Source organism: Streptococcus sp. Marseille-Q4154 (assembly GCF_916700545.1).
Classification (GTDB): Bacteria; Bacillota; Bacilli; order Lactobacillales; family Streptococcaceae; genus Streptococcus; species Streptococcus infantis_I.
Genome location: NZ_CAKAKN010000001.1, coordinates 306,814 through 323,213 on the forward strand (window position 1 = coordinate 306,814; position 16,400 = coordinate 323,213).

Genomic DNA, 16,400 nt, shown 5'->3' on the forward strand with positions numbered 1-16,400 from the left:
AACATTTCTAGTAGACATTCGTCTACTTTTTTTATATAATAAAAATAAACCAAAATGGTTGAGTTTCAAAAAAAGTCAACCTACGATGAAATATCCCACTAGGAGGTAAACCATGTACCAACCAGAAAAACTCAAGGCTCGAAGAAAAGAGTTAAAGTTAACACAAAAAGAGATTGCGGAGCAGCTTGGCATTAGTTTTCAGGCCTATTCGGCTTGGGAGCGTGGAGTCAAGGAGCCTTCTAAAGAAAAAGTTAAACAGCTAGAAGAGATTTTAAAAGTACCAAAAGGCTATTTTACTCAAATCGAGATTGTCCGTCTCTATAATAACCTTTCCAATAAAGGAAAAGAAAAGGTGATAGTCTATGCTCGCGACTTGGCTCAAGAAGAACAAGCCAAGAAGGTGACTGCTATTTCAGAAAAACTTTTCGAGTATCATGTCTATGAACGCATGTCAGCTGGGATTGGTGCTTCGGTTTATGATGATCGAAACTTTGATACGGTTTACTTTAATGAGGAACTAGCTCACGATTTTGCTTCATGGGTCTCTGGAGATTCCATGGAACCCAAATATCAAAATGGATCAGTAGCCCTGATTCGAGAGACCGGATTTGATTATGACGGTGCTGTCTATGCAGTTGTTTGCAATAACCAGACCTATATTAAACGGGTCTATCGAGAAGAAGATGGTTTACGTTTGGTCTCCATCAATCCTAAATATAAGGATATTCACATTTCTTACGAAGAAGATCCGCGGATTGTGGGTATTATCGTGGGCAATTTCGTACCCATGGAGGGCTAGTCTATGGGCTACTTTGATTATTCCAGAGAGCCCAAAAGTGATATTGCCTTTGTCGATATGAAGTCCTTTTATGCCAGTGTTGAGTGTGTGGAAAGAGGACTCCATCCCCTCAAAACCTCCCTTTGTGTTATGAGTCGGGCGGATAATTCTGTTGGGCTTATTCTTGCCTCCTCACCGATGTTTAAAAAGGTTTTTGGGAAAGCAAATGTCGGACGTGCCTATGACCTCCCCTTTGATATCAAGACACGTAAATTTTCCTACTACAATGCCAAGAAACAAGGTTTACGGATAGACCCAGCCTATGTGAAATTTATCGAAGACTGGGCTCGGGTGACCGTGATTGTCCCTCCTCGGATGGATAAGTATATCGCAGTCAACATGGAAATTCAGCGCATTTTCCAGAATTATGGAAGTCCAGATGATATTTATCCTTATTCAATTGATGAAGGCTTTATTGACCTAACCAGTTCGCTCAATTATTTTGTCCCGGACCAGCAGATTTCTCGTAAAGATAAGCTGGACATGCTTTCGGCTCGTATCCAGAGAGATATCTGGCGGCAGACCGGGATTTACTCAACAGTCGGTATGTCGAATGCCAATCCCCTGCTTGCTAAGTTAGCCTTGGATAATGAAGCCAAGCACACACCGACCATGCGAGCCAATTGGTCTTACCAAGATGTGGAGGATAAGGTCTGGTCCATTCCAAAGATGACCGACTTTTGGGGGATTGGGCATCGGATGGAGAAGCGCTTGAATAGCTTGGAAATCTATTCGATTAAGGAATTAGCCAATAGCAATCCTGATGTCCTGAAGAAAGAACTTGGCCAAGCTGGACTTCGCTTGTGGTTTCATGCCAATGGAATAGACGAGAGTAATGTTCATAAGCCCTATAAAGCCAAATCTCAAGGCTTGGGCAATTCGCAAATTTTACCGAGAGATTATGTCAAGCAGCGAGACATCGAAATTATCCTTCGAGAGATGGCTGAGCAGGTGGCTATCAGGCTTCGACGGGCCAGAAAGAAGACGACAGTTGTGTCTATTCATCTTGGTTTTTCTAAGCAGGAACAAAAACGCTCCATCCATACCCAGATGAAGGTGGATCCGACCAATAATACCGGTCTTTTGGTCAGTTATGTACTGAAATTATTCCATAGCAAATATACTTCTGGGGCTGTCAGGAGTGTTGCCGTTAGTTATTCAGGGTTTGTGGATGAATCCTTTGGTTTGATTTCCCTTTTTGATGATGTTGATAAAGTAGAAAAAGAAGAAAGGCTCCAGACTGCCATTGATTCTATTCGAGAGCAATTCGGCTTTACTTCCCTTTTGAAGGCGACTGCCTTAGAGGACGCATCGAGAAGTATTGCCAGAAGTAAGCTCATCGGAGGGCACTCTGCTGGAGGATTAGATGGACTAAAATGATTGATCGCTCTTATTTGCCCTTCCAATCCGCGAGGGATTATCAGGATCCAGGCATGCAGAAGTGGATGGGCTTTTTTCTATCGGAGCATACCAGTTCACTCGGTGCAGAAAAAAATCGTGTCGCTTTATCAACAGATTTGAATCCAGTCGAGAAGTTGTTGCTACTTTCCCAGCTCTACGTTGGACGCCTAAAAGGCTCTTTTATGGTCAAGGAGAAAAATCATAAAAGCACGATATTGGGTGAAGTAAGAGAATTATCTCCTCAAGAAATCTCTGTTAGAACGGATGAAGGCTATCGATTAATCAGACTAGATGATATTCTCACAATCCAACTTTGTCAGGAGGAAGTTGATGACTAGAAAAGAGTTATATGAAAACAAATTGCAGATGGATTACTTCTCAGATGACTATATTCGTTTTGAGGAAGATTTCCAAAAATACTCTGCCATGAATGTACCCTTGACTTTCTTGATTGACGACATTCTACGAACCATGGCTATGAACCAAAAGGACTACTTTGTCTTGAACAAGGAAAATTCCAAGGACGGTAGGGAACATCGGTTTTATTTTAGAGTGAAGATGGAAAAAGATTGTCCACGTACTCGAACCTATACCTATCTTGGACTGGGGCGAAATCATTAGTAAAAATTCTTATCTTAGATATATTTGTTGCAATAATAACACTGAAAACAACTATAATTTCCAGCCGTTCAAGAGCTGTTTCTTGAATGGTTTTTTGTTTGCTGTTTAAAAGCAATTGAACTATACCAATTTTTATTCTTGACAAGTAAAAGAAACAAGTATATACTGTTTTCGCTGATTCTAAAAACAGAAAATCAGACTATACCAATTTTAAGGAGAAAGCACAGCTGGTCTGTGTCGTATATACTATGTGTGGAATTGTTGGTGTTGTTGGAAACACAAATGCAACTGACATTTTGATTCAAGGACTTGAAAAACTCGAATACCGTGGTTATGATTCTGCGGGGATTTTTGTTCTAGGTGGTGCTGAGAGCCATTTGGTCAAGGCTGTTGGTCGTATCGCAGAATTGTCTGCTAAGACAGCTGGGGTTGAGGGAACAACTGGTATCGGACATACTCGTTGGGCCACTCACGGAAAACCAACAGAAGATAACGCTCACCCACATCGCTCTGAGACAGGACGTTTTGTCTTAGTCCACAATGGGGTGATCGAAAACTATCTTGAAATTAAGGAAGAATACCTTGCAGGACACAACTTCAAGGGACAAACAGATACAGAAATCGCTGTTCACTTGATTGGAAAATTTACAGAAGAAGACGGCTTGTCAGTACTTGAAGCCTTCAAAAAAGCTCTTCATATCATCCGTGGTTCTTATGCTTTTGCCTTGATTGACTCTGAAAATCCAGATGTCATCTATGTAGCGAAAAACAAATCACCACTCTTGATTGGTCTTGGAGAAGGCTATAACATGGTCTGCTCAGATGCTATGGCTATGATTCGTGAAACCAACCAATACATGGAAATCCATGATCAAGAGTTAGTAATAGTGAAAGCTGATAGCGTTGAAGTTCAAGACTATGATGGCAATCGTCGTGAGCGTGCTAGCTACACTGCTGAACTTGATTTGTCTGATATCGGTAAGGGAACTTATCCTTACTACATGCTCAAGGAAATCGATGAGCAACCAACGGTGATGCGTAAGTTGATCCAAGCCTATACTGATGAGGCTGGTCAAGTAGTCGTAGATCCAGCTATCATCAAGGCTGTTCAAGATGCAGACCGCATCTATATTCTTGCAGCTGGAACATCTTATCACGCTGGATTTGCATCTAAGAAGATGATAGAAGAGTTGACGGATACACCAGTTGAACTTGGAATTTCATCTGAGTGGGGCTACGGTATGCCACTTCTCAGCAAAAAACCACTCTTTATCTTTATCAGCCAGTCTGGTGAAACAGCTGATAGCCGTCAGGTTTTGGTCAAGGCCAATGAAATGGGGATTCCAAGCTTGACAGTGACAAATGTGCCAGGATCCACTCTTTCTCGTGAAGCCAACCATACTATGCCGCTTCATGCAGGTCCTGAAATTGCCGTAGCTTCAACCAAGGCTTATACGGCGCAAATCGCAGCCCTTGCCTTTCTTGCAAAAGCAGTCGGTGAAGCAAATGGGAATGAAAAGGCCAAAGCTTTTGACCTGGTTCACGAATTGTCAATCGTAGCTCAGTCTATCGAATCAACTCTTTCAGAAAAAGAATTGATTGATAGTAAAGTTCGTGAGCTTCTTGAAACAACACGTAATGCCTTTTACATCGGACGTGGTCAAGATTACTATGTAGCCATGGAAGCCAGTCTCAAACTCAAAGAGATTTCTTACATCCAATGTGAAGGTTTTGCGGCTGGAGAACTCAAGCACGGAACCATTGCCTTGATTGAAGAGGGAACACCTGTTTTAGCCCTCTTGTCAGACCCAGTTCTTGCTAACCACACTCGTGGAAATATCCAAGAAGTGGCAGCGCGTGGTGCTAAGGTACTCACAATCGCAGAAGAAAATGTTGCCAAAGATACAGACGATATCGTTCTTACGACCGTACACCCTTACCTCTCACCAATCTCAATGGTCGTACCAACGCAACTAGTCGCTTACTTTGCAACTCTACACCGTGGACTCGATGTGGATAAACCACGTAATCTTGCTAAGTCTGTAACGGTAGAATAAGGAAGTCCTGTTACTAAATGCCAACATTTCTTGTCATCCTATAAAAATCTTGTTATACTATAGAAAAGTCGTTAATAGTGAAGTATAAGGAGATTGGAGCGGAAATGAAAAAGGGGAAAATTTCATCTATCATAGGACTCTTGTTAGCAAGTTCGTTTTTGATTCGGACTGTCATTATTCATCAAATGAGAGCTGCAAAGAAACAAGAGAGTGAAAAGATTGCTGCAGTTCAGGAATTTATCAAATCTCAAGAACAGGCAGAGTCAGAAAAACAAAAAAGTACTTTTAAAAGTATTCTTGGAAATGGATCAGGGACTTCTGAACCAAGACCTAGCTACGACAAAACCATATTTGTGAATCAACAATACGATATTGGTGTTCGAGACGGAGCCTATTATCTACTGACACTCAGTAGCAACAAAGAACTCTTGCTAGAAGGGGTCGATGACGCCTATGCCTTGGCTGTTAAGAATGAAGATAAAAACAAACAAGAAGTTGCTATGGTGGTTCATAAAGATGGAGCTTGGCATATTATAAATGGTGAAGGGGAAGTTACAACAACCCTTGACCGACAATATATAACAGCTCATACCAAGCTTGTGATTAAGAATAATACTGTTGATTTTGAATAATGTGATTGGCTCATGATTCTTTAGAAAAACATAGATTACTAAAAACCTCCTAGATTCTTTCTAGGAGGTTTTTAAAATTATAAATCTTGCATAGAAATCTTATTGAGTTCGTTGACAACTTGCAGAATAGATAGTCGGCTAATGTTCATGATTCGCTTATTATCGATTTCTTTAATATCAAAATTAGTGATAATAGCGTCATAGTCACTTTGCCTAATTTCTTCGATATTTAGGGTTTCTTTATCCCAAGTTTCATACTGGATGTTATTTGAAGTATGGAATTCGTAGAGAGATATCAAGAATTCTGGATGAGCAAAGTCATACTCACTGAGAACTAAGACTTTGACTTTCTTTTTATGTTCAAATAATTGATCTGTAAGCCCCTCTGCGTGAGTGAACAGCGTGTAGATCAGGTGAGAAAGAGCAGGTATCTTCTCCTTTTGTCCCATAATATTCTTATAGCGCATCATTTCAAAGACTGTTGCTTCATAAAAATTAGGGAAGAATTTTTTAATCTTTCCAAGTGTATAGTCTTTATTTTGTGAAATGATCGATTCGGAGTTGATTTCTCTTCGCTCGAGTAAGGCAGTATTGTGCAAGTTCCAAATTAAAGTATCCGTATTTGAAAATTGAACACTAAATCTTCGAGTTAAGTTGTCCAGAATGTCTCGTGCAGCATGATAGGACAAATTAACTTTTTCGTCAGATTGACGAGCAGCTAGAAAGTCTTCGACTGTGAAGAAGAGACTAGGTTCAGCAAATGGACTGAAGATTTGATAGAGATTTTCCGGATTGATATCAATGTTAAGTGCTTGGGCCAATTCTTGTAACTGATGTTGAAAATCGGGTAGTTGGTCGAAAATAGGATTTAACCAGGAAATGTTTTGTTTTGATAACTGAACGAAATATCCTCTCTTCATTCGGTGCAAATCGACTGTAGCCTGCGTTCTGATTTGGTAAAGATTTTGATATTTTGCAGGGAATTTCGCCAAATTGATGAAGAAAGAGACAAAATCATTTATTTTTTCTTCCTTAACCTCCTCAAAGGGCCAGTCCAGAAAATTATAAGCTTCGTGGAAAAATTGGGAGAAGAAAAATCGAATATCTTTTTCATTTCCAATAATAGAGATTGGGGTTACCTTGAGCTTGAAGCGGTAAGTTCCATCAAGTGTCTTATTGATATCCGCAATTTTCTTTCTCAAAGAAGGAAGGGAAATATCCAGAGATTCGGCAAGATGCTCATAGGTAAAGGGGCTGTCCAAAAGGAAAAATGCTTTTAAAATTTGAAAATACTCAGACGTCTGTAAAAAATATTGGTAAATTCGCTCGATGCCATTATTTTTCGTATTCACCATCATAATCCCCGCAGTTGAGTGTCGAATATCAAAATCAGGAAAGATTTCACGTAATTCTTTGATATCACTTTTAATGATGCGAGCGTTGTGTCCAATGGTTTTAGATAAATCATCTAGGTAAATCCAATCAGGATTTTCAAACAAATATTCTAAAATCGTTAATTGCCTTTGCTCTTTTTGACTGAGTAATTCTCTCATTTTTAATAAACTCCCGAAGTAATGTTAGAATAATTAGAAAAGAAGATAATTGGAGATTGTCAGAATTCTAGCATAAAAGAAAGTCACCCCTTAAGAGAGATTCGAAGTCTATCGAAGAGGGGTGATACTTGATAAGAAGTTCTTACTAGTCTTCAATCTACTTACGATATAAACGATCGTATTGGTAGTATGGATCAAAGGTTACGTTAATTCCCAATTTACGGAGAACATTCTTGTCTTCATCTGTTAAGATAATCGTAGAATGAGCTTCGCTTCCTTTGAGGTTCCCGAGTTCTTTCATAGCACGGTCTGCATCAGGATTCTGCATAGCTGTGATTGCAAGAGCGATGAGAATCTCGTTAGAATGAAGACGTGGATTGCGACTACCTAAGTGATTGATTTTCAAACCTTGAATCGGTTTCACCACTTCTGGTTCAATTAATTTTGTTTCAGCATCGATGTTTGCTGACTTTTTGATAGCATTAATCACAGCAGCTGCTGTTGGACCGAAGAGTTCCGAGTTCTTACCAGTGACAATTTCACCAGAAGGTAACTCAAGTGCTAGAGCAGGCCCGTCTGTTTCTTCAGCTTTTTGTCGAGCGGCAACAGCAACCTTGCGGTCAGCTGGCGTGATGCCGAGATCATTCATGAGAAGTTCGATTTTCTTGACAGCAGACTCAGCAACTTTTTCAGCCTTGAAGTCGAGAACTGTTTGGTAGTAGCGACGGATAATCTCTTGTTTCGATGCTTCAATTGCAGCATCGTTATCAGTGATTGCAAAACCAACCATATTTACACCCATGTCAGTTGGAGAGGCATAAGGAGATTCACCCAAGATACGTTCGAGCATACGCTTGAGAACAGGGAAAATCTCGATATCACGATTGTAGTTGACTGTAGTTTCTCCGTAAGTTTGGAGATGGAATGGGTCAATCATGTTGACATCATCAAGGTCTGCTGTAGCAGCCTCATAAGCCAGGTTAACTGGATGATGGAGAGGTAGATTCCAAACTGGGAAGGTTTCAAACTTAGCATAACCAGATTTGATACCATTCAGTTGGTCGTGGTACATGTTGGACATACAAGTTGCCAACTTACCTGAACCAGGCCCAGGAGCAGTCACAACAATCAAGTTACGACTAGTTTTGATATAGTCGTTTTTCCCCATACCTTCAGGAGAGATGATGTGATCCATATCTGTCGGATACCCCTTGATAGGGTAGTGAAGATAAGAGTCGATCCCATTTTTCTCTAATTGATTACGGAAGGCATCAGCTGCCGGTTGGCCTGCATATTGAGTAATGACAACTGAACCAACAAAGATACCGAGTTCATTGAATTTATCAATCAAACGAAGCACTTCTTGGTCGTAAGAAATACCCAAGTCACCACGAGCTTTTGAGTGCTCGATATTGCTAGCGTTAATGGCAATAACAACTTCGACTTGTTCTTTCAACTCTTGCAAGAGTTTGATTTTGTTATCTGGCTCATATCCAGGAAGGACACGGGCAGCGTGGAAGTCCTCCAACATCTTGCCTCCAAACTCCAAGTAGAGTTTGCCGTCAAACTGGTTAATACGCTCCAAAATATGGTCGCGTTGTAAATTTAGATATTTTTCAGAACTAAAAGCTTGTTTTTTCATTTTTTTACCTCTATTTCTATTATATAAAAAAAATAGAAGATAAGAAACTAGAGAGTAATAAAAGTAAGAAAAAAGATAAAGCAAACGCTTGCACAAAACATAAAAAAAGTCTATGATGGAGTAAAGTGAATTTAAAAGAGGTGAAAATATGCAAGAAGAATGGTGGCATAATGCAGTTGTTTATCAAGTTTATCCAAAAAGTTTCAAGGATAGTAATGGAGATGGGATTGGTGATTTACCTGGAATTACTAGCAAGTTAGATTATCTAGCTAAGCTTGGAGTTACAGCAATTTGGCTTTCACCAGTTTATGATAGCCCTATGGATGACAATGGTTATGATATTGCCAACTACCAAGACATCGCTTCTATCTTTGGAACTATGGAAGATATGGACCAGCTGATTGCTGAAGCCAAAAAACGAGATATTCGAATCATTATGGATTTGGTTGTCAATCATACATCCGATGAGCATGCTTGGTTTATCGAAGCGCGTGAAAATCCCCAAAGTCCAGAGCGAGACTACTATATTTGGCGAGATAAACCCAATGATTTAACCTCTACTTTTAGTGGTTCTGCATGGGAATATGATGAAAAATCTGGTCAATACTATCTACACTTTTTCAGTAAGAAACAACCAGACCTTAACTGGGAAAACGAAGAGCTCCGCCAAAAAATCTATGAAATGATGAATTTCTGGATTGATAAAGGGATCGGTGGATTTCGTATGGACGTTATTGACATGATTGGGAAAATTCCTGATCAAAAGATTGTCAACAATGGTCCCATGCTCCATCCCTACCTCAAGGAAATGAATCAGGCTACTTTCGGCGACAAAGAGCTCTTGACAGTAGGGGAGACATGGGGAGCAAATCCAGAAGAGGCCAAGAAATATTCGAATCCAGAAGGTCAAGAGTTGTCTATGGTCTTCCAGTTTGAACATATCTGTCTTCAGTATCAGGAAGGACAACCTAAGTGGCATTACCAAAAAGAGCTAAATGTTGGGAAATTAAAAGAGATTTTCAACAAGTGGCAGACAGAATTAGGAGTTGAGGATGGCTGGAATTCCCTTTTCTGGAATAATCACGATCTTCCACGAATCGTCTCTATCTGGGGAAATGACCAAGAATACCGTGAAAAATCCGCCAAAGCCTTTGCAATCTTACTTCATCTTATGAGAGGAACACCTTATATTTACCAAGGCGAAGAAATTGGTATGACCAATTTCCCATTTGAAAGTTTAGAGCAAGTAGAAGATATTGAATCTATCAACTATGCCAAAGAAGCGCTAGAACAAGGTGTACCGCTAGAGCAAATTATGGATAGCATTCGTGTGATTGGACGTGATAATGCGCGTACCCCAATGCAGTGGAATACTACAGACTACGCTGGTTTTTCAAGCTCGAAACCATGGTTAGGAGTCAATCCAAACTATGCGAAGATTAATGTAGAAGAGGCTTTAGCAAATCCAGATTCCATCTTCTATACTTATCAAAAATTAGTTCAGATTCGCAAAGAAAACAGCTGGCTAGTTCAAGCTGACTTTGAATTATTAGAAACGGCTGAGAAAGTCTTTGCCTATATTCGCAAGGACGGGGAACGTCGTTTCCTAGTAGTAGCTAACCTCTCAAATCAAGAACAAGAATTTCACTTTAATGGGGTTCTCAAATCAATCTTGGTTGCTAACACCGAGGTTCAAGAAAAGCTCGAGCAACTAACACTAGCTCCTTGGGATGCATTCTGTGTCGAATTGGCCAATTAAACTTAAAAAACTCAAGTATCCAAGATGCTTGAGTTTTTTCTAAAATAAGTGTAGAAATTTCTTAAAAAAATATTATTTTGAATTTTCTAAAAAATTGCATGAAAACCCTTGCTTTTATAAAAAAATAGGGTATAATGGTGAAAAATAGTATTTTAAAGGAGAATACCGATGAAATCGAAAAAGTTGCTCGCAGTAGCAGGGATAACGATGAGTGCAGCTCTTCTTTTAGCGGCTTGTGGAAAGACAGAGAAAAAAGCAGATGCTCCTACAACATTTTCATACGTATATGCCATTGATCCATCAACATTGGACTATAGCGTTACTAGTAAGAGTTCAACATCGGACGTCATTGCTAACTTGGTCGACGGACTCTTGGAAAATGACAAATACGGAAACTTGATTCCATCTCTTGCTGAAGACTGGTCGGTTTCACAAGACGGTTTGACCTATACTTACAAACTACGTAAAGGTGTTAAATGGTATACTTCTGAAGGTGAGGAGTACGCCGAGGTCAAAGCCCAAGACTTTGTGACTGGTTTGAAGCATGCTGCTGATGGTAAGTCAGATGGCTTAAGTCTGATCCAAGATTCTATCAAAGGTTTAGCAGAATATGTCAGTGGTGAAAGCAATGACTTCTCAACAGTTGGAGTTAAAGCAATTGATGACTACACTGTTCAATACACCTTGAACCAACCAGAAAGCTTCTGGAATTCTAAGGTAACAACAGCGACTATGCTCCCAGTTAACGAAGAATTCCTGAATTCTCAAGGTAAAGATTATGGTGCAGCAACACCTTCAGGTATTCTCTATAATGGACCATATATTTTGAAGAACTTCACTTCAAAATCAGTGATCGAGTATGAAAAAAATCCAAATTATTGGGATAAAGACAATGTTAAGATTGACCACGTCAAACTTACTTTCTACGATGGATCTGACCAAGAATCATTGATTCGTAGTTTCTCATCAGGAGCCTATACAACAGCTCGTCTCTTCCCAACAAGTTCAAACTTTGATTCAACTAAGCAAGAATATGGGGATAAGATTGTCTATAGTCCGCAAGAAGCGACCAGCTATTACTTTACTTTCAACGTGAATCGTCAGTCTTATAATAAAACAGCAAAGACAGATGAAGCACAAAAGACTTCTACAAAAGAAGCGCTTCTCAACAAAAACTTCCGCCAGGCAATCAACTTTGCTCTTGACCGTCATTCTTACTCTGCTCAGATGAATGGTGAAGAAGGAGCGGACAAGATTATCCGTACCAGTCTTGTACCTTATGACTATGTTCAGGTTGGTGAAAAGACCTTCGGTGAATTGGCTCAAGAACAATTAGTAACATACGGAGACCAGTGGAAAGATGTAGCTTTGACAGATGGTAAAGACACTATTTACAATCCAACAAAAGCAAAAGCTGCCTTTGAAAAAGCAAAATCAGAATTGCAAGCTAAAGGTGTAACCTTCCCAATCCATTTGGATATTCCAGTTGAACAGACAGATGTCATTGCTGTTCAACAAACCAACTCCCTCAAACAATCTGTCGAAGCAGCGCTTGGAACTGAAAATGTTGTCATAGATGTGCTTCAAATGACAGATAATGAGAAAATGAGTATTACTTCTCAAGCTAAGGTTCCTTCTCAAAAAGACTATGACTTGAACGGAACTGGTTGGGGACCAGACTATCAAGATCCAGCTACCTATCTAAATATTTTGGATGCTAAGAAGGGTTCTGCCCTTAAACACTTGGGTATCACAAAAGGTAAAGATCCAGAAGTCATGGCACAAGTTGGTCTTGATGAGTACAAGAAACTCTTGGATGATGCAGCATCAGAAACAACCGACCTTAACAAACGCTATGAAAAATATGCGAAAGCACAGGCTTGGGTATCTGATAGTTCACTCCTCATTCCTGTAGCATCTTCAGGAGGTTCTCCTACAGTTAGTCGTACAGTACCATTTTCGAAAGCCTACTCTCAAGTTGGTATCAAGGGAGATCCGTTTGTATTTAAAGGTTTAGAGTTGCAAAATGATATTGTAACCACTAAAGAATACGAAGAAGCTCTCAAGAAATGGCAAAAAGAGAAACTTGAAACAAATGCTAAATATCAAAAAGAGTTAGCGAATCACGTTAAATAATCTTAAACAACGATGAAGGAAATCCTGATTTTATGAGGGATTTCTTTCTTTTTTTCATATACTGACGAGAGGGCAAATAATTAAATAACTTTACTTTTGGGGCGAAATTTGATAGAATAACTATATGTCATAAAACCTAACATTTAAGGAGAAAATGAATCATGAAACTCAAAAAACGACTGATTGGAGCGGGGTTGACGCTTGCTGCGGCGGTCTTATTGACAGCGTGTGGGAAGTCAGCGTCAGATGTTAAAACCTACTCGTCAACATTTGGTGCCGATCCAACAACCTTCAACTACCTGTTGGACTACTCTGGTGATAATACCGCTGTTGTAACCAACTTGGTAGATGGTTTGCTTGAAAATGACAATTATGGAAATCTCATTCCTGCTCTTGCAGAAGATTGGAGTGTTTCAAAGGATGGTTTGACTTACACTTATAAACTTCGTCAAGATGCTAAATGGTTCACGGCTGACGGGGAAGAGTATGCCCCAATTAAAGCACAAGATTTCGTCACAGGTATCAAGTATGCAGCTGATAACAAGAGTCAAGCTCTCGATTTGATTCAGAACTCAATCAAGGGATTAGATGATTATGTGACAGGCGCAAACACTGACTTTTCAAATGTTGGTGTGAAAGCTGTAGATGATTACACTGTCCAATATACTTTGACACGTCCAGAACCATTCTGGAACTCTAAAACAACCAATAGTATCCTCTTTCCAGTCAATGAAGAGTTCTTGACTTCTAAAGGTAAAGAATTTGGAGAATTAAAACCAGATGGTATTCTTTATAGCGGTCCATATCTGTTAAAAGAATTTACATCAAAATCATCTCTTGAGTACATGAAGAACCCGCATTACTACGACCAAGAAAAAGTAACGATTGAAAAAGTTAAATTGGCTTATGTTGATGGTTCTGACCAAGATATGACGATCCGCAATTTCGAAAGCGGAGCTTACTCGTCTGCTGGTGTCTACCCAAATAGTTCAAACTTTGCTAAGACAAAGGAAAAATACAAGGAAAACATCGTCTATAGCTTGCAGGATGCGACTTCTTGGTACTATAATTTTAACGTTAATCGCCAAACATACAATCATACAGCTAAGACTAGCGATGAGCAAAAACAAGCTACCCAAGCTGCGATTTTAAATAAAAATTTCCGTCAAGCAATCAACTTTGCAATTGACCGTACAGCTTATTCGGCTCAGTCTAATGGAGAGGAAGCAGCTAAAAACACTCTTCGTAACACACTTGTGCCACCAACTTTCGTGCAAGTAGGTGACAAGACTTTTGGTGAGACCGTTTCATCTAAGTTGGTAAACTACGGTACACAGTGGGCAAATATGAATCTTGAAGACGCCCAAGATGGTTACTTCAACAAAGAGAAAGCACAAGCTCAATTTGCAGAGGCTAAGAAAGAATTAGAAGCACAAGGTGTAACTTTCCCGATTCATTTGGATTTGCCTGTAGACCAAGTTAACAAAACCTTGCTTCCAAAGATTCATTCGCTTAAACAATCTGTCGAATCAACTCTTGGGGCAGAAAATGTAGTGATTGATGTCGTTCAAATTTCAACAGAAGACTATGCTAATGCGACATTCCAAGCGCCAACCACAGCTGATCATGACTATGACTTGAACTTGGATGGTTGGTCTGCAGACTACCAAGATCCATCGACTTATCTCAATCCTTTCAATGCTGAGGATGGATTCTATCTTAAGATTTTAGGACTTGATCCAAGCAAGGATACTGATAAGATTGCAAATATCGGATTGGACCAATATACTAAAAAATTGAAAGCGGCAGATGCAGAAAATACAGACGTAGCCAAACGTTATGAAAATTATGCAGACGCACAAGCTTGGCTGATTGATAGTTCGCTATTGCTCCCTGTAAATTCAAATGGTGGTGGGGCATCAGTGACACGTGTGACACCTTTCACTCGTGCCTACTCACTTGTCGGAATCAAAGGGACTGGAAGCAACTATAAGTACATGAAATTGCAAACCGAAGTGGTAACGACCGCTCAATTTGACGAAGCCAAAGCCAAGTGGGAACAAGAACGTAAAAAATCAATTGAAAAGAGTCAAAAAGAATTCGAAAGTCACGTTAAATAATAAAAATAGAGCTTTTAAAAGCTCTATTTTTATTTTGATTGTGTTTTGGAAACACAAAACATAGAGAAATGATAATAAATATGCACTAACTAAAAATATTTACAAAAAACAAGTGCTTCCTTGGATTATGTAGATAGTCTTTAGAGGTGCTTTATGATATAATTAAACTAAAATGTTTTGAAGAGGTATTCCATGAAGAATAGGCGTATAAAAAAAAGTCAATCTGGTAAATTTCAGCAAAGTTTAAATGTAGGTTTGTTGCTAATCTATGCTGTTCTAGCTTCTTTTTTATTGTTTTTGATTTTTAAATATCATATTTTAGCGGTCAGCTATTTTAATATTATCTTGGCAGTAGCTTTAGTGCTCATAGCATTATTATCCCTCTTGTTGATAGTTAAGCGCAAAGCCAAGGTGTTCACCTTGATAGTCCTATTGCTCTCAGTTTTATTTAGCTCGGTAGCATTAGTAGCTGTCAATCGATTTGTAGGGCTCGCCAATCAATTTAATGCAACTTCAAATTATTCAAGCTACTCTATGAGTGTGGCAGTGCTAGCAGACAGTGAGATTAATAACGTTTCTCAACTTTCTAGTGTAACTGCTCCAACAGGAACAGATGCTGAGAATATTCAAAAATTGATAGATGACATTAAAACAACTCAAAGCAAGGAATTGACAGTTGAGGAAGCTTCTTCTTACCTAGCATCCTATAAGAGTTTGTTAGATGGAGAAACCAAAGCAATTGTCTTAAACAGCGTTTTTGAAAATCTGATTGAACAGGAATATCCTGACCATGCTAAAAAGATCAAAAAAATCTATACCAAGGACTTGACCAAGAAAGTGGAAGCGCCTAAGGTAGCTACAGGAAATTCTTTCAATGTCTACATCAGCGGGATTGATACCTATGGTCCTATCAGTTCTGTTTCACGCTCAGATGTCAATATCATCATGACAGTGAATCAAGATACCAAGAAGATTCTCTTGACGACAACTCCTAGGGATGCTTATGTCCCTATCGCGGATGGCGGGAATAACCAAAATGATAAGTTGACGCATGCGGGTATCTATGGCGTAGATGCTTCTATCCATACCTTAGAAAATCTTTACGGTATCGACTTGAACTACTATGCTCGACTTAATTTCACCTCTTTCTTGAAGTTGATTGACCTTCTCGGAGGTGTTGATGTCTATAACGACCAAGAATTCACATCGCGTCATGGACAATATCATTTTCCAGTCGGAAATGTTCATTTGGATTCTGAGCAAGCTTTGGGATTTGTTCGTGAACGCTATTCGCTTGCTAATGGTGACGGGGATCGTGGTCGTAACCAACAAAAAGTCATTGCGGCGATTATCCAGAAATTAACCTCGACAGAATCATTGAAAAACTATGACAGTATTATTCAAAGTTTGCAGGATTCGATTCAAACCAATATGCCGCCAGAAACAATGGTTAGTCTTGTCAATACTCAGTTGGCAAGCGGTGGGAAATATACCGTTACTAATCAAGATTTGAAAGGGACTGGACGTATGGATCTTCCATCTTACGCTATGCCAGATAGCAATCTTTACATGTTGGAAATCGATCCAACAAACTTGGAGACTGTTAAGGTGGCCATTAAAGATACCATGGAAGGAAACTAA

The 16,400-nt window shown here is 39.4% G+C and carries 12 protein-coding genes; 10 read left to right on the plus strand and 2 right to left on the minus strand.

What is annotated here, in order from left to right:
- Positions 1-112: 112 nt before the first annotated feature.
- The 6 genes from LG369_RS01515 (at position 113) to LG369_RS01540 (ending at position 5,549) form a co-directional block, all read left to right on the plus strand.
- The gene (locus tag LG369_RS01515; protein WP_225750024.1) at positions 113-799 is read left to right on the plus strand and encodes an XRE family transcriptional regulator; all 687 of its coding nucleotides are present in this window, start codon (positions 113-115) and stop codon (positions 797-799) included.
- A 3-nt stretch (positions 800-802) separates the two neighbouring features.
- Entirely contained in the window at positions 803-2,218 is a 1,416-nt protein-coding gene (locus LG369_RS01520) for a Y-family DNA polymerase (RefSeq protein WP_225750025.1), read from the plus strand.
- Positions 2,215-2,577: a hypothetical protein gene (locus tag LG369_RS01525; protein ID WP_225750026.1), complete on the plus strand. Its 363-nt coding sequence runs from the start codon at positions 2,215-2,217 to the stop codon at positions 2,575-2,577. The genes LG369_RS01520 and LG369_RS01525 overlap by 4 nt, the downstream gene beginning before the upstream one ends.
- Positions 2,570-2,860: a DUF5960 family protein gene (locus tag LG369_RS01530; protein ID WP_225750027.1), complete on the plus strand. Its 291-nt coding sequence runs from the start codon at positions 2,570-2,572 to the stop codon at positions 2,858-2,860. The genes LG369_RS01525 and LG369_RS01530 overlap by 8 nt, the downstream gene beginning before the upstream one ends.
- Before the next feature lie 248 nt (positions 2,861-3,108).
- A complete protein-coding gene (gene glmS / locus LG369_RS01535; RefSeq protein ID WP_225750028.1) occupies positions 3,109-4,917 on the plus strand; it encodes a glutamine--fructose-6-phosphate transaminase (isomerizing) in 1,809 nt (602 codons plus the stop codon).
- 104 nt (positions 4,918-5,021) lie between these two features.
- Positions 5,022-5,549 (plus strand): hypothetical protein, encoded by a 528-nt coding sequence (locus LG369_RS01540; RefSeq protein ID WP_070678996.1) that lies wholly within the window; start codon positions 5,022-5,024, stop codon positions 5,547-5,549.
- A 77-nt stretch (positions 5,550-5,626) separates the two neighbouring features.
- On the opposite strand, the gene LG369_RS01545 is transcribed toward LG369_RS01540, so the two are convergent.
- Positions 5,627-7,102: a M protein trans-acting positive regulator PRD domain-containing protein gene (locus tag LG369_RS01545; RefSeq protein ID WP_225750029.1), complete on the minus strand. Its 1,476-nt coding sequence runs from the start codon at positions 7,100-7,102 to the stop codon at positions 5,627-5,629.
- A 157-nt stretch (positions 7,103-7,259) separates the two neighbouring features.
- A complete protein-coding gene (locus LG369_RS01550; protein ID WP_074324987.1) occupies positions 7,260-8,744 on the minus strand; it encodes a DUF1846 domain-containing protein in 1,485 nt (494 codons plus the stop codon).
- 148 nt (positions 8,745-8,892) lie between these two features.
- On the opposite strand from LG369_RS01550, the gene LG369_RS01555 reads away from it, so the two are divergent.
- From LG369_RS01555 to LG369_RS01570, 4 genes are all read left to right on the plus strand, one after another.
- Positions 8,893-10,503, plus strand: coding sequence for a glycoside hydrolase family 13 protein (locus tag LG369_RS01555; RefSeq protein WP_225750030.1), 1,611 nt, complete (start codon positions 8,893-8,895; stop codon positions 10,501-10,503).
- A 168-nt stretch (positions 10,504-10,671) separates the two neighbouring features.
- Complete coding sequence (locus LG369_RS01560) at positions 10,672-12,639, plus strand: peptide ABC transporter substrate-binding protein (RefSeq protein ID WP_049496038.1); 1,968 nt, start codon at positions 10,672-10,674, stop codon at positions 12,637-12,639.
- Positions 12,640-12,800: 161 nt separating this feature from the next.
- Positions 12,801-14,759 (plus strand): peptide ABC transporter substrate-binding protein, encoded by a 1,959-nt coding sequence (locus LG369_RS01565; protein WP_225750031.1) that lies wholly within the window; start codon positions 12,801-12,803, stop codon positions 14,757-14,759.
- 192 nt (positions 14,760-14,951) lie between these two features.
- Positions 14,952-16,400 (plus strand): LCP family protein, encoded by a 1,449-nt coding sequence (locus tag LG369_RS01570; protein ID WP_225750032.1) that lies wholly within the window; start codon positions 14,952-14,954, stop codon positions 16,398-16,400.

Excerpts from the sequence above, each read along its gene's own strand:
- LG369_RS01565 (WP_225750031.1), top strand. The coding sequence starts at position 12,801 with ATGAAACTCAAAAAACGACTGATTGGAGCGGGGTTGACGCTTGCTGCG.
- LG369_RS01525 (WP_225750026.1), top strand. The coding sequence starts at position 2,215 with ATGATTGATCGCTCTTATTTGCCCTTCCAATCCGCGAGGGATTATCAG.
- LG369_RS01545 (WP_225750029.1), bottom strand. The coding sequence starts at position 7,102 with ATGAGAGAATTACTCAGTCAAAAAGAGCAAAGGCAATTAACGATTTTA.
- LG369_RS01560 (WP_049496038.1), top strand. The coding sequence starts at position 10,672 with ATGAAATCGAAAAAGTTGCTCGCAGTAGCAGGGATAACGATGAGTGCA.
- LG369_RS01540 (WP_070678996.1), top strand. The coding sequence starts at position 5,022 with ATGAAAAAGGGGAAAATTTCATCTATCATAGGACTCTTGTTAGCAAGT.
- LG369_RS01530 (WP_225750027.1), top strand. The coding sequence starts at position 2,570 with ATGACTAGAAAAGAGTTATATGAAAACAAATTGCAGATGGATTACTTC.
- LG369_RS01555 (WP_225750030.1), top strand. The coding sequence starts at position 8,893 with ATGCAAGAAGAATGGTGGCATAATGCAGTTGTTTATCAAGTTTATCCA.
- glmS (WP_225750028.1), top strand. The coding sequence starts at position 3,109 with ATGTGTGGAATTGTTGGTGTTGTTGGAAACACAAATGCAACTGACATT.
- LG369_RS01570 (WP_225750032.1), top strand. The coding sequence starts at position 14,952 with ATGAAGAATAGGCGTATAAAAAAAAGTCAATCTGGTAAATTTCAGCAA.
- LG369_RS01520 (WP_225750025.1), top strand. The coding sequence starts at position 803 with ATGGGCTACTTTGATTATTCCAGAGAGCCCAAAAGTGATATTGCCTTT.
- LG369_RS01515 (WP_225750024.1), top strand. The coding sequence starts at position 113 with ATGTACCAACCAGAAAAACTCAAGGCTCGAAGAAAAGAGTTAAAGTTA.
- LG369_RS01550 (WP_074324987.1), bottom strand. The coding sequence starts at position 8,744 with ATGAAAAAACAAGCTTTTAGTTCTGAAAAATATCTAAATTTACAACGC.